This window comes from Malaciobacter marinus, from assembly GCF_003544855.1.
Taxonomy (GTDB): Bacteria; Campylobacterota; Campylobacteria; order Campylobacterales; family Arcobacteraceae; genus Malaciobacter; species Malaciobacter marinus.
Genome location: NZ_CP032101.1, coordinates 1701676 through 1725157 on the forward strand (window position 1 = coordinate 1701676; position 23482 = coordinate 1725157).

Here is a 23482-nt window from a genome sequence, read left to right on the forward strand (position 1 = left end):
TTTATATATTTAGTTTCATCTTTCTTTGGTATAATAAAGGCTTTATTTTTTACAAACCTATTAAAAAACGGATTATTATTTATGAAAGATTCAATTAAAATTTACAACGCAAAAGAAAACAACTTAAAAAATATAAATTTGGAAATTCCCAAAAATAAGCTTATAGTTTTTACTGGACTTTCTGGTTCAGGAAAGTCCACATTAGCCTTTGATACTCTTTATGCTGAGGGTCAAAGAAGATATATAGAATCTTTGTCTGCATATGCAAGACAATTTTTAGATAAAGTTGGAAAACCTGATGTTGAAAGAATTGAGGGTTTAACTCCTGCAATTGCTATTGATCAAAAAACTACATCAAAAAATCCTCGTTCTACAGTAGGAACGATTACAGAAGTTTACGATTATTTTAGACTTTTATACGCAAGGGTTGGAAAACAACATTGCCATAAATGTGGACAACCAATTTCTCAAATGAGCTCTTCTGATGTTATTGAGCAAGTTTTATCTTTACCAAATAGTGCAAAAATCATAATTCTTGCACCATTAATCAACAGAAAAAAAGGAACTTTTGCAGATCTTTTAGAATCACTTAGAAATAAAGGTTATGTAAGAGCTATGATTGATGGTGTGATGGTAAGGCTAGATGAAGAAATAGAGCTTGAAAAAAACAAAATGCACACTATTAAAATAGTAATAGATAGAGTTGTTATAAAAGAAGAAAATCGAGATAGAATTGCTCAAGATGTTGAAAAAGCTTTAAAAGAGAGTTTTGGAGAACTTGAAATTGAAATATTAAATCATAAAGATTTAGATTGTGAAAAACATGTTCACTATTCTGAGCATATGGCTTGTTTTGACTGTAAAATATCTTTTGAACCATTAGAGCCGTTAAGTTTCTCATTTAATTCACCAAAAGGTGCATGTTCATCTTGTGATGGATTAGGTATTAGATATTCACTTGATATGAAAAAAATCATAGATGAAGATTTAACTTTAAAAGATGGAGCTATTAAAATCATATATGGCTTTAACAAAGGTTACTATTTTAAAATGCTAACAGCATTTTGTGAAGCTGCTAATATTGATATGAATAAAACTTTTAGTGAACTAAAAGACCATGAACAAAAAGCTATTTTACATGGTGGTGTTGATGAAGCTGTTTTTACATGGAAAAGACACAAGCTAAAAAGAAAATGGGAAGGTATTGTAACTATTGCATATAATATGGTAAAAGATGAAAAAGACATGGCAGATTATATGACTGAAAAAACTTGTGATTCATGTAATGGCAATAGATTAAAACCATCTTCACAAAGTGTATATGTTGCAAATAAAACAATCTCTGATATTATAAATTTACCTATTGAAGATGCACACACATTTTTTCAAGATGATAAAAACTTTGAATACTTTAATGAACAAAATAGAATGATTTCAGCTCCAATATTAAAAGAGATAAAAGAGAGAGTTTTCTTTTTAAATGACGTAGGTCTTGGATATATTACTTTAGGAAGAGATGCAAGAACAATCTCAGGAGGTGAAGCTCAAAGAATCAGAGTTGCAAGTCAAATTGGTTCTGGACTTACAGGTGTTATGTATGTACTTGATGAACCATCAATTGGTCTTCATGAAAGAGATACAAATAAACTTATCAAAACATTAAAAGCTTTACAAGAAAAAGGCAATACTGTAATAGTTGTAGAACATGATAAAGAAACAATTAAAGAAGCAGATTTTATTGTTGACATTGGTCCAAATGCTGGTAAATATGGTGGTGAAATAGTTTTTGCAGGTACTTTAAAACAAATGCTTAAAGCAAATACTTTAACATCAAAATTTGTTTCAGGTAAAAAACAAATTGCTTATGTACATAATAGACCACAAGAAAAATTTATTGAAATTAAAAATGTAACTATTAATAATATTAAAAATCTTGATGTTCAATTGCCATTGAAAAATTTAGTATCAATAACAGGTGTTAGTGGTAGTGGAAAATCATCTTTAATATTACAAACACTTCTACCTGTTGCAAAAGAACTTTTAAATCATGCAAAAAAAGTTAAAAAAGTTGATGGGGTTGAAATAAATGGCTTGGAAAATTTAGATAAAGTAATTTATCTTGATCAAAGTCCAATTGGTAGAACTCCAAGAAGTAACCCTGCAACTTATACAGGTTTAATGGATGAGATTAGAACACTATTTTCTAAAACTAAAGAGGCTAGTTTAAGAGGCTATAAAATAGGAAGATTTTCATTTAATGTAAAAGGTGGAAGATGTGAAAAATGCCAAGGTGAAGGTGAAATAAAAATTGAAATGCACTTCTTGCCTGATATTATGGTTAAATGTGATGAATGTCATGGACAAAGATACAATAGACAAACTTTAGAAATATTATATAAATCAAAAAGTATTGCTGATGTATTAAGTATGAGTGTAGATGAAGCTTTAGAGTTCTTTGCAAAAGTTCCAAAGATTCATGCAAAATTAAAAACTTTAAGTGATGTGGGACTTGGATATATTACTCTTGGACAAAATGCAGTTACATTAAGTGGTGGGGAAGCACAAAGAATAAAATTAAGTAAAGAATTAAGCAAAAAAGACACAGGAAACACTTTATATATTTTAGATGAACCAACAACTGGATTACACTTTGCAGATGTAGATAGGCTAACAAAAGTTTTACATCACCTTGTAGAAGTTGGGAATTCAGTTTTAGTAATTGAGCATAATCTTGATATTATTAAAAACTCTGATTGGGTTATTGATATTGGTCCAGAAGGTGGAAGTAAAGGTGGTAAAATAGTAGCCCAAGGAACACCTGAAGAGTTAGCAAAAACTCATAAAAAAACAAAATCTTATACAGGTTATTATTTAGAAAAAGAACTAAATGAACAACAAAAAGCCAATTGATAATTTTATAGAGGCTTTACAAGAACACAAATTTGTAGAGGCTCATGAAATACTTGAAGATGACTGGAAAACTTTTAAAAAACAAGGTTTAAAACTTGAAGCAAAAGCCATACAAGGTTTGATTAATGGAGCAACAGCACTTGCCTTATACCATATCAAAAAAAGACCTGATGGCTTTAAAAAAGTATGGCCAGTATATTTAAAATATAAACCTTTATTAACTAATGCAAAAATAAATAATAAAAATCGATTCTTTTATGCTTGTAAAATTCTTGAAGAAAAAAAAGAAGAATTGACAGATTAGCTTTATATTAACTTAAATTACAAAATTAACTTAAGAATATTGCACTATATAAGTTTATACTAAAAGCAATAAATATATAATTCTCTATAATTTATTGAAATAAAGGAAACATTATTATGTCACAAACCAAAAAGAGTATCTTTTCTAATATAGGTATTCAAATTATAATTGCAATGGTTTTAGGTACTATTGTAGGTGTTATTATGAAACACGATGCAGTAGTATTTGCACCTCTTGGAACAATTTTTATTCACTTGATTAAAATGTTAGTTATTCCATTGATTGCAATTTCTATTATAAGTGGGGCAGCAAGTATTGGTGGAACTAAATCAGCTGGGAAGATAGGAGCCTTAACTTTTGCATTTTTCCTAATTACTTCAGGATTTGCAGTTGCTTTAGCTTTAACAATGGGAGAATACTTTACACCTGGAATTGGAGTTGACTTAAGTAGCGTTGAGGGAATGTTCTCAAATGAATATGCATCAAAAGGTGAACTTCCAGGATTTTTTGAAACTATTACAGGAATTATTCCTACAAATATTTTTGTATCACTAAACAATGCAAATATTTTACAAATACTATTTTTCTGTTTATTTTTAGGAATTGCCATTTCAAAACTAGAAAAAAAGAAATCAGAGTCATTACTTGGTGGGATTAATGCTCTTGTAGAAGCTTTTATTTGGATGATTCATGTAGTAATGAAATTTGCACCTATTGGTGTATTTGGTCTAATGGCAGATGCTATAGGTACATTTGGATTTGACGTACTGCAACTAATTACAAATTTAGTTCTAGTTTATTTTGCGGCAATTTTAATTTTTGGTTTTATTTTCTTTCCTTTATTAATTAAACTATTTTCAACAATGAGTGTTAGAAAATTTATAAGTGCAATGAAAAAACCTCAAACAGTTGCCTTATCTACAGCCTCATCAATGGGAACACTTCCTGTTACTATGGAAGTTTGTGAAGAAGAATTAAAAATCTCTAAAAGTACATCATCATTTGTTTTACCATTGGGTGCTACTATTAATATGAGTGGTAATGCAATTTATTATGGTCTTGTAGCAATATTTTTTGCACAAATATTTAATGTAGATTTAGGATTTACAGAATATGCAGCAATTATACTTACTGCAACTATTGGAGCAATTGGACAAGCAGGAGTTCCTGGACCTTCATTTTTAGTTGTTGCAGTACTTATTGCAGCTGGAATACCAATTGAAGGATTACCTTTACTTTTTGCACTTGATAGAATATTTGATATGACAAGAACAGCATTAAATATTACAGGTGATGCAGCTTGTGCAGTTATAGTAGATGAATATACACAAAATGAAATAAATAAAACTAGTAATGCCTAAGAAAAATTAGCAGCTTCTTGCTGCTGGTTTTTCAATAAAAATGCTTTTAATCTCATCATCTCATCTGTTGGGTATTGACTTTCTGAATCACCTCTTTGTACTTTTACATAAAAATCTTTTGAGTTACGATTATAACCAAAGTTTAAATTTGTTAAGTTATACTCAATAAGATTTGAAACTTTAGAATCAGATGTTTTATTTGTTTGTTTAGTTTCATCAAGTTTTAAAAACTCTTCTTTTACTTTTGAAGACTCTTTTCCCTCAATTACTTGAGAAATAGAATTTGAAGGTTGTACCTTTTGTATTTGAAGTGATTGGTCATTACTGTAAGATTCAAGTTTTGGAATTAGTCCATACTCCATAGCAACCTCCTTTTTAAAGTTATCACTTTGAATGTATTCTTTATTATATATAAAAAAGCAAACTTTTGTCAAATATTTTTTAAATAAAGTTAAATTTTGCTATGATACGTTGTATTTTTTTCAAAATAGTATGATTTATTACTATTTAATTTAAGGAGAAATTAATTGGAAGACAGTTCCCAGAGGTGCAAGATTATTACAGGTGATATAAAATGGAAATATTAATACTTCTATTTTTTATTGTAATAGGCACATCGTTTTTATGTTCAGTTTTAGAATCAGTAATTCTATCAACAACAGTTTCATATGTTTCAGTAATAGAAAATAAAAATCCTACTGCTGGAAAATTACTAAAAAAATTAAAATCAGAAATTGATATTACAATTGCATCAATTTTAATTATTAACACAATTGCAAATACATTAGGTGCAACAGCTATTGGTGTTCAAGCACAAAATGTATTTAGTGGTGACAAAACATTAGTAATGATTATTTCTATAATTTTGACTTTTATGATTCTGTTTTTTGCAGAAATTATTCCTAAAACAATTGGTGCAGTTTATTGGAAAGAACTAGCAGCAGTAGCAGCAAGAATAATCAACGTTTTTGTATTTATTACTTATCCTATAATAATAATAACACAATTTGTAACAAAAAAGATATCTAAAAACTCTTCAAATAATGATTCTTTTTCAAGAGAAGAATTAATTCATTCTACACTTTTAAGTGAAGAAGAAGGAGTAATTGGTGATTTAGAATCAGATATCATTGAAAATACATTAACTTTAAATGCAGTAAAAGTAAAAGATATTTTAACTCCAAGATCAGTTATGTACGCGGTTCAAAAAGATGCTTTTATAAAAGATATATTAGAAGATAAACGAACATATAAGTTTTCAAGAGTTCCTGTTTATGATGAATCAATTGATAATATTGTTGGTGTTGTATTAACCAAAAAACTTTTTAGACAAGCAATTAAAGATAAAAATGTTCCTATTGAAAGAATCATGACACCAGTTTTTGCTTTAAATGAAAATATTCCAGTAGGAAAAGCATTAAGTAAGTTTATACAAAAAAAAGAACACATGTTTATTGTTTTGGACAACTATGACCAAACAGAAGGACTTGTGACATTAGAAGATTGTATTGAAACATTATTAGGTCTTGAAATAATGGATGAACTTGATACAACAGCAGATATGAGAAGACTTGCATTAAATAAAATGAAAGCTAAAAGAAAAGAAAGAGAAAAAGAGTAAAATCAATACTCTTTCTTTTTATCTATATAAAAAGGTTACAAAAATATGCTAAATCAATTTATTAACAATTTCAAATCTATAATACTTGCAACAATGGATGAGAACAACTCTCCTTTTAATAGTTATGCACCATTTATTAAATATAATAATAAATATTATGTCTATTTAAGTGATATGGCAAAACATGCAAGAAACTTAAAATCAAATCCTAAAGTATCAATATTTTTTATAGAAGATGAAAATAATTGTGAAAATATTTTTGCAAGAAAAAGAGTAGTATTTCAAGCAAATAGTTCAATACTTCAAAGAGGTTCAGATAAATTTGAATTAATATTAGATAAGTTTGAGAAACTAGATGAAAAAACAGTCAAAATGACAAGAAAAATGAATGATTTTCACCTATTTGAATTAGAAGTCAATTATGGTGAAGCAGTATTTGGTTTTGGTAGAGCTTATAATATTGGTGGTAAGAATTTTGATGAGTTAATTCAAAGAGATAATCAAAAAGGTCACACAAGTAAATAATAATTTTAACTTATATATAAGACATTATTAATTATAATAATTCCTAATACTTAAATATAAGGAATAATTATGAAAAAATTACTTGCAGTTTCTACTCTTGGTCTATTTTTAACTACTTCTGCATTTGCAACTAGTGCAAAAGGATTAAATGTTTTAGTTACATCAGATAATGCTCAAACACAAATGATGTCAATGGTTTTATCAATGATGACTTTAAAACAAAATAAAAAAGTGAATATGGTACTGTGTTCAAAAGCTGGTGATTTAGCACTTAAAAATAGTAAAAGTGAAACTTTAAAACCAATGAATAAATCTCCAAAAATGATGCTAAAAGCAATAATAAATAAAGGCGCAAGTGTTAAAGTTTGTCCTTTATATTTACCAAATAAAAATCTTCAAAAAACTGATTTAATGTCAAATATCACTGTTGCTAAACCAATGGATGTTTCAAAAGATTTATTAAATAATGACTATAAAAATTTAAGCTATTAAAAACTAGCCCTAAGGGGCTAGTCTATCAATTTGCCAACTATTATTTTCTTGTAAAGTATATTGAAATCTATCATGTAATCTATGTTTAGCACCTTGCCAAAATTCAATTTTCTCAGGCTTTACTATATAACCTCCCCAAAAAGAAGGAAAAGGAATTTCACCTTTTACAAATTTATTTTTTATTTCATTGAACTTAGCTTCTAAAACTGACCTTGAACTAACAACTTGACTTTGTTGTGAAACCCAAGCTCCAATTTGACTTCCCTTAGGTCTTGACAAAAAATATTTTAATGATTTTGATGAAGATATTTTTTCAGCCCTACCCTCAATTTTTACTTGTCTTTCTAAGCCAAGCCAAGCAAAATGAAGTGCGACTTTAGAATTTTCTTCCATATGCTTTGATTTTACACTTTCATAATTTGAAAAGAAAACAAAACCAGTTTCATCAAAAAATTTCAATAATACAGTTCTTACTGAGGGCATCATATCATTACCTACAGTTGCTAAAGTCATTGCATTTGCTTCTATTAAATCTGCACTCATTGCTTGTTCAAACCATTGTTCAAACTGTTTTATAGGATTTTGATCTAAATCCTTTCTTCTTAATCCATTATTTACGTACTCTTCTCTCATAGAACTTAAGTCCATAAATTTCTCCTAAAGTAATTTTTCTATATCATCTTCTAAACTTTTTGGTGTTGTAGAAGGAGAATATCTATTTATAATATTTCCATTTTTGTCAATTAAAAATTTTGTAAAATTCCATTTAATAGCTTCTGTTCCTAAAAAACCTGAAGCTTCACTTTTTAAAAATTTATATAATGGATGAGTTTCATCGCCATTAACATCGATTTTTGAAAACATTGGAAAACTAACATCATAAGTTAAACTACAAAACTCTTTTATTTCTTCATTTGTGCCTGGTTCTTGATTCATAAATTGATTACAAGGAAAGCCTAAAACAACAAAATCTTTATTTTTATACTTATCATATAACTTTTCTAAACCTTCATATTGTGAAGTAAATCCACACTTACTAGCTACATTTACTATTAGTAAAACTTTGTTTTTATACTCATTTATACTAATTTTCTTTCCATCTATAGTCTCAACTTCAATATCATATATATTTTTCATATTAGCTCCTATTAGTGAACTTACCAATAAAGTAATAATTATCAATAGTCTCATATTTCCCCTTCTAAAATTTTTTTAGTTACTTCATGTCTAAACTCAAACATTTGCTCTAAATCTTTTTTTATAAAGCCATCTAACAAAGAACCTAAAAAACCAAAAGGCAACTTATATCTTACCACATCTTTTAACAAAACCTTATCATCTTCTTGCTCAAATATATGTGAATGTTCCCAAAATTTAAAAGGTGATTTTATAGCTACATCAATAAACATATTAGGATAATCCATTTTTTTTATTTTCACTTCCCAAGTAAAGGGAATAAAGTTTTTTGTAGTTTTTATTTTTAAAATTGCACCCTCTTTTGGGCTTACATCTTTTGTTAAAAGTTCTGCTTTAATATTTTTAGGAGTGATTTTTATAAGATTATTTGAATCTAAGTGAAACTTAAATAACTCTTCTAAACTTGTATTTATATAAGTTTGTTTTGTAAATGTTTGCATAAATACTCCTTTTATTCTATTATAACCATAAAAAAAGTATTTAAATATAGTTTTTTTGTTATTTGATTAGTTTATCAAACTTTTTTATCAAATTTTTCATTTGTAACTCATAGGCTAAAGTATATGCGCTATTACCTAAAATATCAACTTGATAGATATTAGCATTATTATTTATCAAATAATCTACACAATGCACTTTATTGTATAAAACTGCATATATTAATGCAGTTGCATTAATCTCATCTAAATAGTTTATATCAACATCACAATTTTTTAAACACTTTAACATTTTTACATCATCATTGTAAACTGCAAAATGTACAGCATAAAGAGTAGGAGTTACATACATATCAATTCCTTTAGAAATCAATAATTTTACAGCTTTAAAATTCTTATACTTAATAGCCCAATAAAGTGCATTTCTACCTTTTTTATCTCTTAAATCAATATCAGGATTTAAAGATAATACTGCTTCAATATTTTCATTATAAACAATAGTTTCAAAAAGTATGCACCAACCTTGTGAATCTTGATGATTAATATCTAAACCACTAAAAATTAATTTTTTTAAAGAAAGATTTTTATTTGTCAATTTATCATCTATAAAAATATTTGTACTCATATTTAGCCTTTTGTGTTTAATTATAAAACTTTAGCATATCAAAGCTTAAAGTATATTGATAATGGTTATTGATATTATATGCTTTTCTATAATTATCCTTTCTAGTTTTTTTTACTATAATATCAGCAAAGGAAAATTATTGGAAAATATACTTACTCAAAGAGAATATTGTTATAAATGCAATAGACCAAAAACCTCATGTTTATGTCAGTACATAAATAGTTTTGATACAAATACTAAATTTATCATATTGATGCACCCAAAAGAGTACAGAAAGACAAAAAATACAACAGGTAAGATAACTAACTTACAACTTAATAATTCTAAGATTTATATTGGTATTGACTTTACAAAACATGAAGAAATAAATAAGTATATAAAAGAGTATGAATGCTTTATTTTGTATCCTGGAAAAGAATCAATTTTGATAAATACAACAACTATAAAAAGTAAAAAAAAGCAACTTATATTTATTATAGATTCTACATGGGCATGTTCAAAAGCAATTTTAAAAAGAAGTTTAAATTTACAAGATTTACCTAAAATAAGTTTTAAAACAACTAAACAATCTGCATATAGATTTAAAACACAACCACAAGAGTATTGTCTTTCAACAATTGAATCCACAAAAGAGATTCTTTACTTATTAAATAAACATAATATTGAAAATATTGATTCAAAATACTTAGATAGTTTTTTACTACCATTTGAGAATTTAGTTAATTATCAAATAAAATGTAGTAAAAAAAGAGATTTAAGAGTTAAAACCTACTCTTAAATCTGATTATAAAATCATCAATTTCTTCTTTCATTGTATTTTTATATCCATTAAAAGATGTATATATAAAAAACATTGATTGTGCCATAAAGAAATAGAATCCATTTGCATATCCCACATATACATATAAAACATCAGCTATAAAAAATAGTATAAATGCATATGATCTTCTAATATGACTTCTACTTGATAAGAAGAAATTTCCCATGATTGCCATAGATGCAGCAGTACTATCTAAAATCAATACTTCAAAATCAATTGAAGAGATAGATTGAAAATATAAAATTATTGCAAGTATTGAAAAATAGATTATTGAAATAGTCGTTACAATTTTAAAATCTCTTTTAGGATTTGGTGATTTTTTAATAATCCCTAAAAAGGCTCCAGCATAAAAAAATACTAATTGTATAATCATTGGTACTTTACCTGCAAATAAAAAGAATGCAAATAAAGATAGGTTTGCAGCTAAAAAACTTATAAAAGCTAAGTATAAAGGTCTTTGATTATGTTTAGTGCTAAGGGACATTAAATATGCACCTAAAATAGAAAAGATAGCACCAAAAGCTTCAAGTAATAACATAAAATCTCCAAATTTTTTCGCTATTATATTAGCTTTTAATAAAAAAAGAATAAAAGAAGTTCTTATTATATAAGAATTACAAACTTACTAAATATTTCTCTTCTAGTTTCTTACTTAAATTGTTTATATTTTTTATTAAAAGTCTATGTTCAGGTAGTAAAATTTTAGAGATAAATCTTGTCTCTTTATTAGTAAATCCTTCTGGATCTTTATCTTCTATAGATAATTTTTCTTTTGAATAAGATACTCTTTTTAATTTATGATTTGTCTGTCTCAAATAATAAACAATTTCAAACTTTTTTTGATTTATTTTTTCTATTGTTACAAGAACTCTATCCTCTTTAGCATCACCCTCATAAGGAACAAGTTGTTTAAAATCTTTTATAGTAATAAAACCTATATAAAGTTTAGTGAAAATATCAAAATATAAAAATAGTTTTTTACATTTAAAAAAACTCAAATCAACAGCATGAGTTTGGTGAGCCCTACTTTTATGTAAAATCCACTCCAATGTTTCAAAGTAAGAAAACTTTTTATACCTTACATTTATAGCTTCAATAAATTTTTTATCTTTATATTCTACTAAAGTCTCTTTTCTCTCTTTATTTAAAATAAGCTCTTTTAAAATCTGTTCATCATCAAACTCTTTAGTAATCCAAATTGTACAATAATCTGGAAATCTACTAAGACCAATAGAACCTTGTGTTAATACAATAAGAGCTTTAATTTCAAAACTTGGAAATAGTAATTTTAATAAAGCAAATTTTTTAAATAATCTTTTATTTAAACCCGAAGTTTTTTTTGATTTACTCATTTCTACAAAATATATACTATCTTTTGTAAAAAACAATGCATCGAATTCACTAATATCTTTATACACTGATTTATAGACAATTTGAGCACCTTTATCTATTAAAAGTCCATTTTTTTTAAATATATTATTTTTATTTTGATGTGGACCTTTTAAAATAAAACGTTTTATCTCATCATTGTTTTGAGCAAATCTTAATAAATGTTCATAAATAATATTCTCAAACACTTCACCTTTGAAACTATGATAAGTAGGACTCTCTTTTGACTCCTCTTTTAAAGTTCCATCTTTTGTATAAAGATTTTTCAAATATTTATTATCATATTTATAATGAAATAGATTGCTTCTGATATTTGTTAAATCTAAGTTTTTTATTTCGTCTGTAATTTTAAATTCTTGCAAGTTATTAGTTTTGTATCATATGATACTTTTCCCTCATATTTATTTATAAGATTATACCTAAAGGGAAATTTATTGTAAAGAAAATAGTAGTTAATTGTTAAAAAAGAGGAGAATAACCCCTTTTTTTAACAATTTTAGAAAGCTTCTATAATTGAACCTTCATATTTTGTTCTAATAAAGTTTTTAATCTCTTCAGAAGTTATTGCTTTATTTAAAGCTTTAATATATTCTTTGTTTTCATTACCTGCTTTAATAGTTACAATATTTGCATAAGGAGAATCTTTTGATTCAATTGCTAAAGCATCTTTTAATGGATTAAGATTTGATAATAAAGCATAGTTTGTATTAATAACTGCTGCTGTTACTTCATCTAAAACTCTTGGTAATTGAGGAGCATCTAACTCTTCAATTTTAAGATTTTTTGGATTATCTAAAATATCTTTTGCAGTTTTTAATTCTACATCATTAAATGTTAATAAACCTTCTCTTTGTAAAATATCTAAGGCTCTACTCTCATTTGTTGGATCATTTGGTACAGCTATTGTATCACCCTCTTTAATCTCTTTTAATGATTTTATTTTGTTTGAATAGATTCCCATTGGCTCTAAGTGAACATTTACAGTTTTAACTAAGTGAGTATTCTTATTTTTGTTAAACTCATCCATATATGGTAAATGTTGGAAGAAGTTAGCATCTAATTCACCCTCTTCAACAGCAATATTTGGAGTTACATAATCTGTAAACTCAACAATTTCTAATGTATAACCATCTTTTGCTAAGATTTTTTTTACTTCTTGTAAAATCTCTGCATGTGGAATTGGAGTAGCTCCAACTTTTATAACTTTCTTTTCTTGAACTTTCTGCTCTTGCTTATCATTACTATCTGAACAAGCACCTAAAAATAATGCAACTAGTGCAACTAAAACAACTTTAAAAAAATTATTCATTTATTTCCTTCCTTTATTTTTTTGTAATTTTGTATAAATAATCACCTAAACTTTGAAATATCTGTACTATTATGATTAAAACTAATACAGTGTACATCATAATATCAGTTTGGAATCTGTAGTAGCCATATTTGATTGCTACATCACCAAGTCCCCCTCCTCCAACGGCTCCAGCCATTGCAGAAAACCCAACAACAGTAATTAAAGTTAAAGTTATGGCTGAAATAATACCAGGCAATGCTTCAACTAACATTATTCTAAATATTATCTGGAAATTTCCAGCTCCAAACGATTTTGCAGCTTCAATAACACCTTGATCAACCTCTTTTAAAGCACTCTCTATTAATCTTGCAATAAAAGGAGCAGCACCAATTGTAAGTGGAACTATAGCAGCAGTTGTTCCAATACTTTTTCCAACTATCATTTTAGTTACAGGAAATAATACAATCATCAAAATAATAAAAGGAAAAGATCTTAAAGTATTTATAACTACATCTAAAACTCTATATAGTTGTATATTCTCCATCAATCCATCTTTTTGTGTAAGTATTAAAACAATAGCAGTAAAAAAACCTATAATAACAGCAATTGAAGTAGAAACTACACTCATATATATAGTTTCCCAAATTGCTGGCAATAAAATATTTATCATTTTAATATCTCCCAAGTAATTTGCTTATTTTCTAAATATTTACAAACCGTATCTTTTTGCTCATTTTGAATATTTATAACCATGTTCCCAATAATATGAGTATTAATCTCTTCAAGTTTTCCCCAAACAATATTGAAATCCATATTTAATTCTCTTGCCATTGAAGTAATAAGTGATTGATGTGCATTATCTTTTGGAAAGTATATTTTTATATTTACTCCCTCTTGTGGTACTACTTCATCCTCACCCAAAAATCTTTTCATTTTTGTATCAGGTTGTAAAAATAGATCTTCTGTTACATCTAAACCTATTATATTTCCATACTCTAAAAGTAAAGCTTTTTGCGCTATTTGTTTTACTACTTCCATTTCATGAGTTACTAAAATAATAGTAATATTTAATTCTGTATTAATCTTTTTTAAAAGATTTAAAATTGATGTTGTAGTATTTGGATCAAGGGCTGAAGTTGCTTCATCACTTAATAAAATATCAGGATCAAGTGTTAGTGCTCTTGCAATTGCAACTCTTTGTTTTTGTCCACCACTTAGTTCTTTTGGATAAGACTTAGCTTTATTAGAAAGTCCAACAAGATGCAATAAATCATCAACTTTCTTCTTTATTTCATTCTCTTTATATCCCCAAACTTCCATTGGTAAAGATACATTTTCATAAACTGTTTTTCTTTGAAGAAGTGAAAAATGTTGAAAAATCATTCCAATTTTTTTTCTAAACTCATTTAACACACTACCTTTTAATGTTTTTACTTCTTTATTATTTACTATAAGTGAACCATCATGATAACCTTCAAGTCCATTAATACATCTTAAAAGTGTAGATTTTCCAGCACCACTATGCCCTACAATAGCAAAAATATCACCTTTTTCAATAGTAAGGTTAATATCATTTAGTACTTTCATCTGCCCATAATATTTATTTAAATTTTTAATTTCAACCAAAGTAAACCTTATTGTATTTTTGACTGTGTATAATATAAAAATAGTACTAATATATCTATTAAATTATACATTTTGACAAACAAAAAGGATTTTTACCTTTTTGTTTTAATCTTCTAACTGTTTTTTCAATTTTTTTATATTTAAAAGCATTGAAATAGAAACAACTAATGCAATACAGAAAAAACCTGAAAATACATATAGTGTTTGAGAATAACTTCCTGTTATATCTTTTACATTTGAGATAATTAAAGGCCCTACAAGTCCAGCTGCTGCCCAAGCAGTTAAAATATATCCATGAATAGCACCTAACTCTTTTGTTCCAAAAATATCTCCAATATAAGCAGGAATTGAAGCAAATCCACCACCATAACAAGACATTATAAAATATAAGACAACTTGAAATAGTATAAGTTCACTTATATTTGGTAAGGCATAAAAAGCAACTGTTTGTGTTGCAAAAAATATTATATAAACAATAGGTCTTGTTAAAAAATCAGAAATACTAGCCCAAAAAATTCTTCCAAGTCCATTAAAGACACCCATTAATCCAACTGCAGCAGCAGCTGCAAGGGCCGTAATACCCATAACTTCTTCAAGAAGAGGAGAAGCAACTCCAATTATTGCAATTCCACATGTTACATTTATAAATAACATAATCCATAGACCATAAAACCTAGGTGTTTTTATAGCTTCATTTAAGCCCATACTAGATAAATCTTTTTTGATTTTCTTTTTACCCTCTTTGATTTTCTTCTTAAATTTCTTTGGCATGTAGCCCTCTTTTGGAGCTTGCAAATACATTGCTGAAATAAATATTACGATAAAATAAACACTTCCTAAAATAAAGAATGTATTTGCAATTCCCACAGAACCAATTAATAACTTTATTGCTGGACCTGAAATAGCTGAAGCAAAACCAAATCCCATAATTGCAAGTCCTGTTGCAAGACCTCTTTTATCAGGAAACCATTTTACTAAAGTTGATACTGGTGAAATATAACCTATTCCTAATCCACATCCACCTAAGACTCCATAAAAGAAATAAAGTAAAAGTTTTGATTCCATTAAAATGGCAAGTCCAGAACCAGCAGTTCCTATACCAAAAGCAAAAGCTGCAATTGTAGCAGATACTCTAGGTCCATTTTTTTCAACAAATTTTCCCATAAGTGCAGCAGATAAGCCAAGAAAGAATATAGCAATACTAAAAGCAATTGTTACATCAGTTAAATCCCACTTCATTTGTTCTTGAATAGGATTTACATAAACACTCCAAGCATAAACAGACCCTATACAAATATGCACACCAACAGCAGCAAGAGCCATAAGCCAACGATTTTTTTTCATATATTTCCCCATGATTTTTAAGTAAAATTAGGTGAAAATTTTATCATAAACAAACATAAAACAGTATATATTATAACTTTTGTTAATATATACTCATCAATTAAGTGAAACTATTCCCATAAATGCCTACAATAAAACCAATATTAACTCCTATTGCAATAAGTCTATTATTTTTATATTTTAAACTAGGAGCAATATCTTGAAAAATTAAATACAAAATTCCTCCACTTGCAAAAAGCATCAAAGCAGAAGTAATAAAAGGATTTTCTGATAATAAATAATATCCTAAAAGAGAAAAAATAACTCCTATAAAACTTAGAAGAAAAAGTATAATTAACAATTTTTTTATTTTAAACCCTGAACTTCTAAGTTCTAAGTATGAATTAAAAGATTCTGGAAGATTTTGTAGTGCAATAAATAAAGCTAAAACCATTCCTAACTTATAATCATATGCAAATAAAGCTCCAAGAGCAATTGATTCTGGAATAAAATCAAGAAGCATAGCCATGATTTGAGCGGTATGCTTAGCTTTCTTTTGAATATAACCATCTAGATAGTAAAATATAATTCCACCTAAAAGAATTAAAAAAATAGCAATTAATATATGTGTCTTTTCCAAACCATGAGGCACTAAGACAAAGGAGATTGCACTAAGCATTATACCAGTACCAAAAGCTATAAATAAGTGAATGATTTCTTCTTTTAAAAATCCTTTTTTAAATTTTTTTTCAAAAAAGAATGCAAGCAATCCCCCAAAAAAGACTGTAATTCCTGAGAGTAAAGAAAATATAATAATAGAAGAAATAATACTCATATGCTAGAACCCTTTTAATAATTTATTAGGTTATAGCATATACTCAAAGAGCTTAATTAAGCCTTTGAAGCACAACTTGCAGTAAAAAGTACATCAGTTGAAGAGTTTAATGCCGTTTCAAGTGAATCTTGAACCACTCCAATTACAAAACCAATTGCAACTACTTGAAGCGCAATATCATTTGAGATTCCAAAAAGTGAACAAGCAAGTGGTATTAAAAGAAGTGAACCACCAGCAACACCAGAAGCTCCACAAGCAGCTAATGCTGATATAATACTAAGTAAAAGTGCAGTTCCCAAATCAACAGTAATTCCTAAAGTATGTACAGTTGCTAAAGTTAAAATAGTAATAGTAACAGCAGCACCTGCCATATTTGTACTAGCACCTAAAGGAATAGAAACAGAGTAAGTATTTTCATCAAGATTCAATTTTTTACAAAGATTCATATTTACAGGAATATTAGCAGCACTACTTCTTGTAAAGAATGCAGTTATCGCACTATCTTTTATACAAGTAAAAATTAAAGGAAAAGGATTTTTTTGTGTTTTAATAAATACAATTATAGGATTTACTACAAATGCTATAAAAAGCATTGTTCCTACTAATAAAGCTAAGATTTTTCCATAACTAAAAAGTGCATCAAATCCTGTTTTTGCAAAAGTATTTGCAACAAGACCAAAAATACCTAAAGGTGCAAGTTTAATAATAAATTTTACAATTTTTGTAACACCTAAAGATATATCAAAAAATACATTTTTAGTATCTTCACTACTATAGTGCATGGCAAACCCCAATGCAATTGCCCAAACTAAAATACCTATAAAATTTCCAGTTTGAAGAGCATTTATTGGATTGTCTACCATATTAAATAAAACACCTTTTAATACAGATATTACACTATCAGGAGGAGTTAACACACTTTCTTGTGCATCAGGAAGAACTAATTCAATAGGAAATAAAAAACTTGCACTAACAGCAACTAATGCAGCTAGAAATGTACCTACTAAATATAAAATTATAATTGGTTTTATTTTAGTCTGAACTCCCATCTCTTTTGTTGCAATTGCAGTTGATACTAAAATGAAAACTAATATAGGAGCTATTGCTTTTAATGCTCCAACAAATAAAACTCCAAGAATAGAAACGGCATTTGCCAAATCCTTCGATAAAAAACCAACAACAACACCAAGAATAATACCTATTAAAATTTGTAAGACTAAATTTCCATTGAGATATTTTTGTAGTAAACCATTTTGAGCCATATAAATCCTATCACTATAATTTTATTATTATCTAATTTTAAAATTTAAAAGCAAAAGTATAACAAAATTTTATTTTATTTTAAAACTTTATGCCATTTTTTGTAAATTAATTTAAATTTTTGCACTTTCTTAGTTTTAAATTGCAACCATTTTGTAATACTTAAATTATAAAATTTTAAGAATAAAATAAATTAAGAAAGGATTCAAAATGATTAAAGCAGGTTTATCTTTTGTAGCAATTAGTGTAATGTTTTTTATTTATACAAGTGTAACAATATTAAAAGAGTGTATAAATCCAAATACTAATATAGCCTCATAATGCTATGGGGCTAAAAATATAATTTTATGATTTTTCAAATATCATATTTTTTAAACTTTTTTCTTTATCTTTTGAAATAAACTCTTCTAAATTATCTAATCTTTTTACATATTTAAACTCAGGTGCAAACTTTTCAAATAAGTTTTTAATAAAACTTGTATCTAATTCTGGGGCATTTAAACAGCTTAAAATTATGCATTTTTCAAAAGCTAAAGAGTCTAATCTTTTAATTATTTTTTCATAATCCTTTGTTGCAGCAAAACTTCCTTTTTGAAAAGAAGGTGGATCAATAATTATAATATCATAAGGTCCAGATTTTTTTATTTTTCCCCATGATTTTAGTATATTATGGGGTAGAAATTTTACATTTTTGGTATCAAGATTATTTATTTGGTGATTTAAACGTCCAGTATTTAATGCATTTTTTGCCATATCAATATTGACAATTTCTTTTGCTTCACCTTTAATTGCACAAACACTAAAAGAGCATGTATAAGAAAAAAGATTTAATACTTTTTTATCTTTTGCATTTTCATATACAAATTGACGACCTTTTTTCATATCTGCAAAAAATCCAATATTTTTATTTGAAAAATTAATACTATATTTTAAACCATTTTCTATTGCATGATTTTGTTTATTTAAAGTTCCTTTTAAAACTTCATTTTCACCATTATTTAAATATCTTCTTTGTAAAACTAATGTTTTATAGTTATAGTTTTCATATATTTTTTCTAAAAAATCAATAATCTCTTTTTCTATATCTTTATTTATTTCTTCAAAAATTGTTGCAAATATAATATCATCAATGCTATCTATTGTTAAATAGTTAAAATCTTCATAAAAATTACCTCTTCCATGAAATAATCTTTTATACTCTTGCGTTTTATTTTTTAAACTTTCATCTATTATCTTTTCTAAACTTGATATATTCATCAATCTACTTTAAAATTATATTTTTTAATATCTAAAATCTCATATACAAAAGTCTCATTATTTATTATAAATTCAAACTCTTCATTTATTGATTTATTTAAAAGAACTTTACCTAAAGGTGACTTATTTGAAATCATATTTTCACTTGGATTTGTTTCATATGTGCCTACAATAATATACATTTTTTCTTCATTTGTATCTAAATTAAGTATTGTAACTTGTGAACCAAAATTTACTTTCTCATGGGAAAGTTCTTCTGTTTTTATAGCTTCAGTATTTTTTATAATTTTATCTAAAAATCTAAGCCTTTTATCAATATTTCTTATTTGTTCTTTTGCACTTATATACTCTGCATTTTCACTTCTATCTCCAAATTGGGCAGCTATTTCTTTTTCTTTTACCCAATATGGCTTTTCTATTTTTAGAAGATTATTAAACTCATCTAAAAACTTTTTAAACCCCATTTGTGTTATTAACTCTTTTCTCATTTTTTATTGTATCTAAAGAGCATAAAAAGATGATTTAATAACTTACAGTTAAGCTATTTAAAGCTATGATAATTAAATTTAAAAAGGGAAAATATGTCAAACAATAGCAGAATAAATGAAATCTATACAAAGATTAAAAGTTTAGAAGAAGACTTAAAAAAAGAGTATGAAAAAAATAAAGAAAAATTTTACTTTGACAAAAATTTTAATAAAAAATTTCAATTTGATAGAGAGTATATAAATGAATATAAAAGTAAGGTTATAAATTCATTTAAATATTTATGGAGAGAAAGAATAAGTATTATTCTTACAATTCCTATAATTTGGTCAGTTTTAATTCCTGCTTTTTTACTTGATATTATTGTTTCTTTATATCAAGCAATATGTTTTCCAATCTATAGAATTCCTAAAGTAAATAGAAAAGATTACATAATCATTGATAGATATAATCTATTTTATTTAAATAAAATACAACAAATAAACTGTCTATATTGTGAATATTTCAATGGTCTAATGGGATATGTTAGAGAAGTTGCTGGAAGAACAGAACAATATTGGTGTCCTATTAAACATGCAGATAAAACAAAAGACACTCACTCAAGATATAACAAATTTTTTGATTATGGTGATGCAAAATCATTTCAAGAAGAGATTGATATAGTAAGAGAAGATTTTGATGATGTAAAAAATAAAGGTTAAATTTGAGAAACTTAAGATTTAATACTGAAGATATTTCACAATTAATAATTGGTGCATTTGCATTATGTGTGCCAATATCTTTTTCACAAGAAGCATGGGATATAGCGCAAACTCTTCCTAATTTAAACTTAAGTTTATTAATATTTTTAACAGTTTGTTTCTTAAGTATTTATACATATGGAAGTATTTTCCAAACAAATATTAAATCAAGAGTTTTTATATTTATATTTAGAATTTTCATAGCTTATTTTATAACTATCTTAGTTGTAAGTTTAACACTTTTTGCACTTAACAAACTACCACTATTTACGGACACCCTACTTGCAATTAAACGAATAATTGTAATATCAATGCCAGCTTCAATAGGTGCTATTATAGTAGATGGCTTAGATAAAGAGTAAACTCTTAATCTAAAAACAATAATAATATTCAAATTATACATATTATATTCACTTCATAAAATTAATTTTACATATTGACAACATTTTGCCAATTGTAATTGCTAAACTTCTCACATAATTTACAAAAAGGTGAGATTATGAAAAATTTATCAAGAAGAGATTTTCTTAAAAGTACAAGTGCAGTCGTGACTTTAGCATCAATTAATCCAGCATTAAATGCCATGGTAATTAATAATGCAAAAAAGATTTTAACAACTTCACATTATGGAGCATTTTATGCAGTTGTTGAAGATGGAAAGTTTGTTAGAACTATTCCATATGAAAAAGACAATCATCCAAGCCCAATGATTGAAGCAATGCCAGATAGAGTTTATACTCCAACAAGGGTTAAATATCCTTATGTAAGAGAAGGATTTTTAAAACATGAACACAAAAGTGATACAACAAAAAGAGGAAAAGAAAAATTTGTAAGAGTATCTTGGGATAAAGCCTTTGAACTAGTTGCAAAAGAGATTAAAAGAGTACAAAAAACTACAGGACCAGACTCTATTTATGCAGGTTGTTATGGTTGGTGGACTTCAGGAAATATGCATAATGTAAGAAATATTGCACAAAGAATGTTAAAACTAACAGGTGGATTTGTTGATGATGTAAATACTTACTCTACTGGTGCAATTAGAGTAATTTTGCCATATGTAACAGGAAGTGCGAGTGGTTATTATAAACCTTCTGCTTGGCCTACAGTAATAAAAAATGTTGATAATTTAGTAATAATTGGAGCAGACCCATATGTTACAAATCAAATAGCATGGACAAGTGCAGATCATAGATATTATGATTATATGGAAGATTTAAAAGAAGAGAGTAAAAAAAGAAAAATAAATATAATTAATATTAATCCTGTTTATACAGAAACAGCACAAAAACTTAATGCAAAACAAGTATCATTAAAACCAGGAACTGATGTTGCTTTAATGTTAGGAATTGCTAATTATATGTATAAAAATAAACTTTATAATGAAAAATTTATGAAAAAATATACATATGGTAGAAAACAATTTTTCAAATATCTAATTGGAGAAGAAGATAATATAGATAAAACACCACAATGGGCATCAAAAATTACAGGAATTTCTGAAAAAGACATTGAATTATTAGCAAAACTATTTGCAAAAGGAAAAACAACGCTTATGGGTGGTTGGGCTATTCAAAGAATGGATTCAGGAGAACAATCACATTGGATGATGGTAACTTTGGCTTGTATGATAGGTCAAATTGGTCAAGAAGGAGGAGGATTTACTTTTTCAGGACACTACTCTAACATCGGTGCACCTGCTGCAACAGGACCAGGATTGAGTGCATTTCCAATTAATTTTAAAAATACTAAAGATATTCCTTGGGTAAATAAAAAATCAAAATATATTCCTGTAGCAAGAATTGCAGATATGCTATTAAATCCAGGTGAAAAATTTGATTATAATGGGAAAAAACTAACATATCCAGATATAAAAATGATTTACTGGGCAGGAGGAAATCCTTTTCACCATCATCAAGATGTTAACAAATTGATAAAAGCATGGCAAAAACCTGAATCAATTATATTTATAGAACCTTACTGGACAGCAAGTGCAAGAATGGCAGATATAGTGCTTCCTGCTACTACAACTTTTGAAAGAAATGATATTACATTTTTTGGTCATGGTTCACATGAATCTATTATGGCTATGAAAAAAGCAGTAGAACCAATTGCTGAATCAAAAAATGATTATGATATTGCAGTAGGAATAATGGATAAATTAGGATTAAAAGAGTTATATACAGAAGGGAAAAAAGATGAAATGGATTGGATTAAAGAGTTTTATAATAACTCTTTAAAACAAGCAAAAGACAAAAATATCCCTATGCTTGAATTTGATGATTTTTGGGAAAAAGGACATACAGACTTCAAAATTTCTCAAAAAGCAAAAAACTATGTTTCTTTTAAAAGTTTTATAAAAAATAAAAGAAAAAATAGATTAGGAACGCCATCTGGAAAATTTGAGATTTTTTCTAAAACTATAGAAAGCTATAACTATGATGATTGTGCTCCACATCCAAAATGGTATGAACCAATGGAATATTTAGGAAGTAAAAAAGCAAATAAATATCCATATCATATTGTTTCTCCTCATCCTAAATATAGACTTCACTCTCAACTAAATAATACTTGGTTAAGAAATGTATATGAAGTAAAAGGAAGAGAACCAATTTTAATAAATATCGAAGATGCAAAAGAAAAAGGGATAAAAGATGGAGATGTTGTAAAAGTTTTCAATGATAGAGGTTCAGTTTTAGCTGGTGCAGTAGTCACTTCAAATATAAGAAAAAATGTTGTCCAATTATGTGAAGGAGCTTGGTATGATCCAGCTGATTTACAAAATGGTGATACTTCTTGCATTCATGGGCATGTAAATGTATTGACAATAGATAAAGGAACATCAAAACTTGCACAAGGAAATATTGCCCACACAGCTTTAGTTGACTTTGAAAAATATACAGGAGAATTACCTCAAATAAAAGTATTTACTCCTCCAAAAACTATTTAAAGAGAGATTCTTCTCTCTTTAATAATAAAAAACAAC

25 protein-coding genes are annotated in these 23482 nt (G+C 26.9%); 10 read left to right on the forward strand and 15 right to left on the reverse strand.

All coding sequences use genetic code 11. The features are described from left to right. The first annotated feature begins 81 nt into the window (after window positions 1–81). The 3 genes from uvrA to AMRN_RS08290 all read left to right on the forward strand — a co-directional run bounded on the left by uvrA (window position 82) and on the right by AMRN_RS08290 (window position 4575). Window positions 82–2910: an excinuclease ABC subunit UvrA gene (gene uvrA / locus AMRN_RS08280; protein WP_099310271.1), complete on the forward strand. Its 2829-nt coding sequence runs from the start codon at window positions 82–84 to the stop codon at window positions 2908–2910. After that, window positions 2888–3214 (forward strand): DUF309 domain-containing protein, encoded by a 327-nt coding sequence (locus tag AMRN_RS08285; protein WP_099310270.1) that lies wholly within the window; start codon window positions 2888–2890, stop codon window positions 3212–3214. Before uvrA ends, AMRN_RS08285 begins: the two co-directional genes overlap by 23 nt. 116 nt (window positions 3215–3330) lie before the next feature. Beyond that, on the forward strand, window positions 3331–4575 hold the full coding sequence (locus AMRN_RS08290) for a dicarboxylate/amino acid:cation symporter (protein ID WP_079579906.1): 1245 nt from the start codon (window positions 3331–3333) through the stop codon (window positions 4573–4575). Here the strand turns inward: AMRN_RS08290 and AMRN_RS08295 are convergent. Continuing rightward, on the reverse strand, window positions 4572–4937 hold the full coding sequence (locus AMRN_RS08295; protein ID WP_099310269.1) for a hypothetical protein: 366 nt from the start codon (window positions 4935–4937) through the stop codon (window positions 4572–4574). The genes AMRN_RS08290 and AMRN_RS08295 overlap by 4 nt on opposite strands. A 212-nt stretch (window positions 4938–5149) precedes the next feature. Here AMRN_RS08295 and AMRN_RS08300 point away from each other — a divergent pair, with 212 nt between their 5' ends. The 3 genes from AMRN_RS08300 to AMRN_RS08310 all read left to right on the forward strand — a co-directional run bounded on the left by AMRN_RS08300 (window position 5150) and on the right by AMRN_RS08310 (window position 7213). Next, window positions 5150–6196: a CNNM domain-containing protein gene (locus AMRN_RS08300; protein WP_099310268.1), complete on the forward strand. Its 1047-nt coding sequence runs from the start codon at window positions 5150–5152 to the stop codon at window positions 6194–6196. Window positions 6197–6241: 45 nt separating this feature from the next. Next, entirely contained in the window at window positions 6242–6721 is a 480-nt protein-coding gene (locus tag AMRN_RS08305; protein WP_099310267.1) for a HugZ family pyridoxamine 5'-phosphate oxidase, read from the forward strand. Between the two features lie 69 nt (window positions 6722–6790). Beyond that, complete coding sequence (locus AMRN_RS08310; protein ID WP_099310266.1) at window positions 6791–7213, forward strand: hypothetical protein; 423 nt, start codon at window positions 6791–6793, stop codon at window positions 7211–7213. Between the two features lie 9 nt (window positions 7214–7222). On the opposite strand, the gene pdxH is transcribed toward AMRN_RS08310, so the two are convergent. From pdxH to AMRN_RS08330, 4 genes are read right to left on the reverse strand one after another with little or no spacing between them, the layout of a single operon-like run. Next, complete coding sequence (gene pdxH / locus AMRN_RS08315; protein WP_099310265.1) at window positions 7223–7861, reverse strand: pyridoxamine 5'-phosphate oxidase; 639 nt, start codon at window positions 7859–7861, stop codon at window positions 7223–7225. Between the two features lie 9 nt (window positions 7862–7870). Then, the gene (locus AMRN_RS08320; RefSeq protein ID WP_165772827.1) at window positions 7871–8404 is read right to left on the reverse strand and encodes a glutathione peroxidase; all 534 of its coding nucleotides are present in this window, start codon (window positions 8402–8404) and stop codon (window positions 7871–7873) included. Next, window positions 8401–8850: an SRPBCC family protein gene (locus tag AMRN_RS08325; RefSeq protein WP_099310264.1), complete on the reverse strand. Its 450-nt coding sequence runs from the start codon at window positions 8848–8850 to the stop codon at window positions 8401–8403. Before AMRN_RS08325 ends, AMRN_RS08320 begins: the two co-directional genes overlap by 4 nt. Window positions 8851–8908: 58 nt before the next feature. Further along, window positions 8909–9472, reverse strand: a complete 564-nt coding sequence (locus tag AMRN_RS08330) for an ankyrin repeat domain-containing protein (protein WP_099310263.1) — start codon at window positions 9470–9472, stop codon at window positions 8909–8911. 139 nt (window positions 9473–9611) lie between these two features. Here AMRN_RS08330 and AMRN_RS08335 point away from each other — a divergent pair, with 139 nt between their 5' ends. After that, a complete protein-coding gene (locus AMRN_RS08335; protein ID WP_228150786.1) occupies window positions 9612–10250 on the forward strand; it encodes a tRNA-uridine aminocarboxypropyltransferase in 639 nt (212 codons plus the stop codon). On the opposite strand, the gene AMRN_RS08340 is transcribed toward AMRN_RS08335, so the two are convergent. From AMRN_RS08340 to AMRN_RS08385, 10 genes are all read right to left on the reverse strand, one after another. After that, a complete protein-coding gene (locus tag AMRN_RS08340) occupies window positions 10234–10830 on the reverse strand; it encodes a hypothetical protein (protein WP_099310261.1) in 597 nt (198 codons plus the stop codon). The genes AMRN_RS08335 and AMRN_RS08340 overlap by 17 nt on opposite strands. Before the next feature lie 76 nt (window positions 10831–10906). Further along, window positions 10907–12043, reverse strand: a complete 1137-nt coding sequence (locus AMRN_RS08345) for a hypothetical protein (protein ID WP_099310260.1) — start codon at window positions 12041–12043, stop codon at window positions 10907–10909. A gap of 134 nt (window positions 12044–12177) precedes the next feature. After that, window positions 12178–12990, reverse strand: a complete 813-nt coding sequence (locus AMRN_RS08350; protein ID WP_099310259.1) for a MetQ/NlpA family ABC transporter substrate-binding protein — start codon at window positions 12988–12990, stop codon at window positions 12178–12180. 13 nt (window positions 12991–13003) lie between these two features. Further along, window positions 13004–13642, reverse strand: a complete 639-nt coding sequence (locus AMRN_RS08355; RefSeq protein ID WP_099310292.1) for a methionine ABC transporter permease — start codon at window positions 13640–13642, stop codon at window positions 13004–13006. Continuing rightward, window positions 13639–14598: a methionine ABC transporter ATP-binding protein gene (locus tag AMRN_RS08360; protein WP_099310258.1), complete on the reverse strand. Its 960-nt coding sequence runs from the start codon at window positions 14596–14598 to the stop codon at window positions 13639–13641. Before AMRN_RS08360 ends, AMRN_RS08355 begins: the two co-directional genes overlap by 4 nt. A gap of 105 nt (window positions 14599–14703) precedes the next feature. Further along, the gene (locus AMRN_RS08365; RefSeq protein ID WP_099310257.1) at window positions 14704–15942 is read right to left on the reverse strand and encodes an L-lactate MFS transporter; all 1239 of its coding nucleotides are present in this window, start codon (window positions 15940–15942) and stop codon (window positions 14704–14706) included. A 100-nt stretch (window positions 15943–16042) separates the two neighbouring features. Then, window positions 16043–16756 carry a ZIP family metal transporter gene (locus AMRN_RS08370; protein WP_191282103.1) on the reverse strand — a complete coding sequence of 238 codons (714 nt, stop codon included), beginning with the start codon at window positions 16754–16756 and terminating at the stop codon, window positions 16043–16045. A 56-nt stretch (window positions 16757–16812) separates the two neighbouring features. After that, a complete protein-coding gene (gene sstT, locus AMRN_RS08375) occupies window positions 16813–18018 on the reverse strand; it encodes a serine/threonine transporter SstT (RefSeq protein ID WP_099310256.1) in 1206 nt (401 codons plus the stop codon). A gap of 343 nt (window positions 18019–18361) precedes the next feature. Beyond that, on the reverse strand, window positions 18362–19273 hold the full coding sequence (locus AMRN_RS08380) for a class I SAM-dependent methyltransferase (RefSeq protein ID WP_099310255.1): 912 nt from the start codon (window positions 19271–19273) through the stop codon (window positions 18362–18364). Then, entirely contained in the window at window positions 19273–19761 is a 489-nt protein-coding gene (locus AMRN_RS08385) for a GreA/GreB family elongation factor (protein WP_099310254.1), read from the reverse strand. Before AMRN_RS08385 ends, AMRN_RS08380 begins: the two co-directional genes overlap by 1 nt. 93 nt (window positions 19762–19854) lie before the next feature. Between AMRN_RS08385 and AMRN_RS08390 the strand changes: the two genes are divergently transcribed. The 3 genes from AMRN_RS08390 to torA all read left to right on the forward strand — a co-directional run bounded on the left by AMRN_RS08390 (window position 19855) and on the right by torA (window position 23446). Further along, window positions 19855–20460 (forward strand): hypothetical protein, encoded by a 606-nt coding sequence (locus AMRN_RS08390; RefSeq protein WP_099310253.1) that lies wholly within the window; start codon window positions 19855–19857, stop codon window positions 20458–20460. Window positions 20461–20462: 2 nt separating this feature from the next. After that, a complete protein-coding gene (locus tag AMRN_RS08395) occupies window positions 20463–20861 on the forward strand; it encodes a DUF2391 family protein (RefSeq protein WP_099310252.1) in 399 nt (132 codons plus the stop codon). A 137-nt stretch (window positions 20862–20998) separates the two neighbouring features. Further along, complete coding sequence (torA, locus tag AMRN_RS08400) at window positions 20999–23446, forward strand: trimethylamine-N-oxide reductase TorA (RefSeq protein WP_099310251.1); 2448 nt, start codon at window positions 20999–21001, stop codon at window positions 23444–23446. The last annotated feature ends 36 nt before the right edge of the window (window positions 23447–23482 follow it).

Coding starts and splice junctions, on each gene's coding strand:
- torA (WP_099310251.1), top strand. CDS start 20,999: ATGAAAAATTTATCAAGAAGAGATTTTCTTAAAAGTACAAGTGCAGTC.
- AMRN_RS08390 (WP_099310253.1), top strand. CDS start 19,855: ATGTCAAACAATAGCAGAATAAATGAAATCTATACAAAGATTAAAAGT.
- AMRN_RS08370 (WP_191282103.1), bottom strand. CDS start 16,756: ATGAGTATTATTTCTTCTATTATTATATTTTCTTTACTCTCAGGAATT.
- AMRN_RS08380 (WP_099310255.1), bottom strand. CDS start 19,273: ATGAATATATCAAGTTTAGAAAAGATAATAGATGAAAGTTTAAAAAAT.
- pdxH (WP_099310265.1), bottom strand. CDS start 7,861: ATGGACTTAAGTTCTATGAGAGAAGAGTACGTAAATAATGGATTAAGA.
- AMRN_RS08350 (WP_099310259.1), bottom strand. CDS start 12,990: ATGAATAATTTTTTTAAAGTTGTTTTAGTTGCACTAGTTGCATTATTT.
- AMRN_RS08305 (WP_099310267.1), top strand. CDS start 6,242: ATGCTAAATCAATTTATTAACAATTTCAAATCTATAATACTTGCAACA.
- AMRN_RS08355 (WP_099310292.1), bottom strand. CDS start 13,642: ATGATAAATATTTTATTGCCAGCAATTTGGGAAACTATATATATGAGT.
- AMRN_RS08300 (WP_099310268.1), top strand. CDS start 5,150: ATGGAAATATTAATACTTCTATTTTTTATTGTAATAGGCACATCGTTT.
- sstT (WP_099310256.1), bottom strand. CDS start 18,018: ATGGCTCAAAATGGTTTACTACAAAAATATCTCAATGGAAATTTAGTC.
- AMRN_RS08385 (WP_099310254.1), bottom strand. CDS start 19,761: ATGAGAAAAGAGTTAATAACACAAATGGGGTTTAAAAAGTTTTTAGAT.
- AMRN_RS08290 (WP_079579906.1), top strand. CDS start 3,331: ATGTCACAAACCAAAAAGAGTATCTTTTCTAATATAGGTATTCAAATT.
- uvrA (WP_099310271.1), top strand. CDS start 82: ATGAAAGATTCAATTAAAATTTACAACGCAAAAGAAAACAACTTAAAA.
- AMRN_RS08330 (WP_099310263.1), bottom strand. CDS start 9,472: ATGAGTACAAATATTTTTATAGATGATAAATTGACAAATAAAAATCTT.
- AMRN_RS08320 (WP_165772827.1), bottom strand. CDS start 8,404: ATGAGACTATTGATAATTATTACTTTATTGGTAAGTTCACTAATAGGA.
- AMRN_RS08285 (WP_099310270.1), top strand. CDS start 2,888: ATGAACAACAAAAAGCCAATTGATAATTTTATAGAGGCTTTACAAGAA.
- AMRN_RS08295 (WP_099310269.1), bottom strand. CDS start 4,937: ATGGAGTATGGACTAATTCCAAAACTTGAATCTTACAGTAATGACCAA.
- AMRN_RS08340 (WP_099310261.1), bottom strand. CDS start 10,830: ATGTTATTACTTGAAGCTTTTGGTGCTATCTTTTCTATTTTAGGTGCA.
- AMRN_RS08310 (WP_099310266.1), top strand. CDS start 6,791: ATGAAAAAATTACTTGCAGTTTCTACTCTTGGTCTATTTTTAACTACT.
- AMRN_RS08325 (WP_099310264.1), bottom strand. CDS start 8,850: ATGCAAACATTTACAAAACAAACTTATATAAATACAAGTTTAGAAGAG.
- AMRN_RS08365 (WP_099310257.1), bottom strand. CDS start 15,942: ATGAAAAAAAATCGTTGGCTTATGGCTCTTGCTGCTGTTGGTGTGCAT.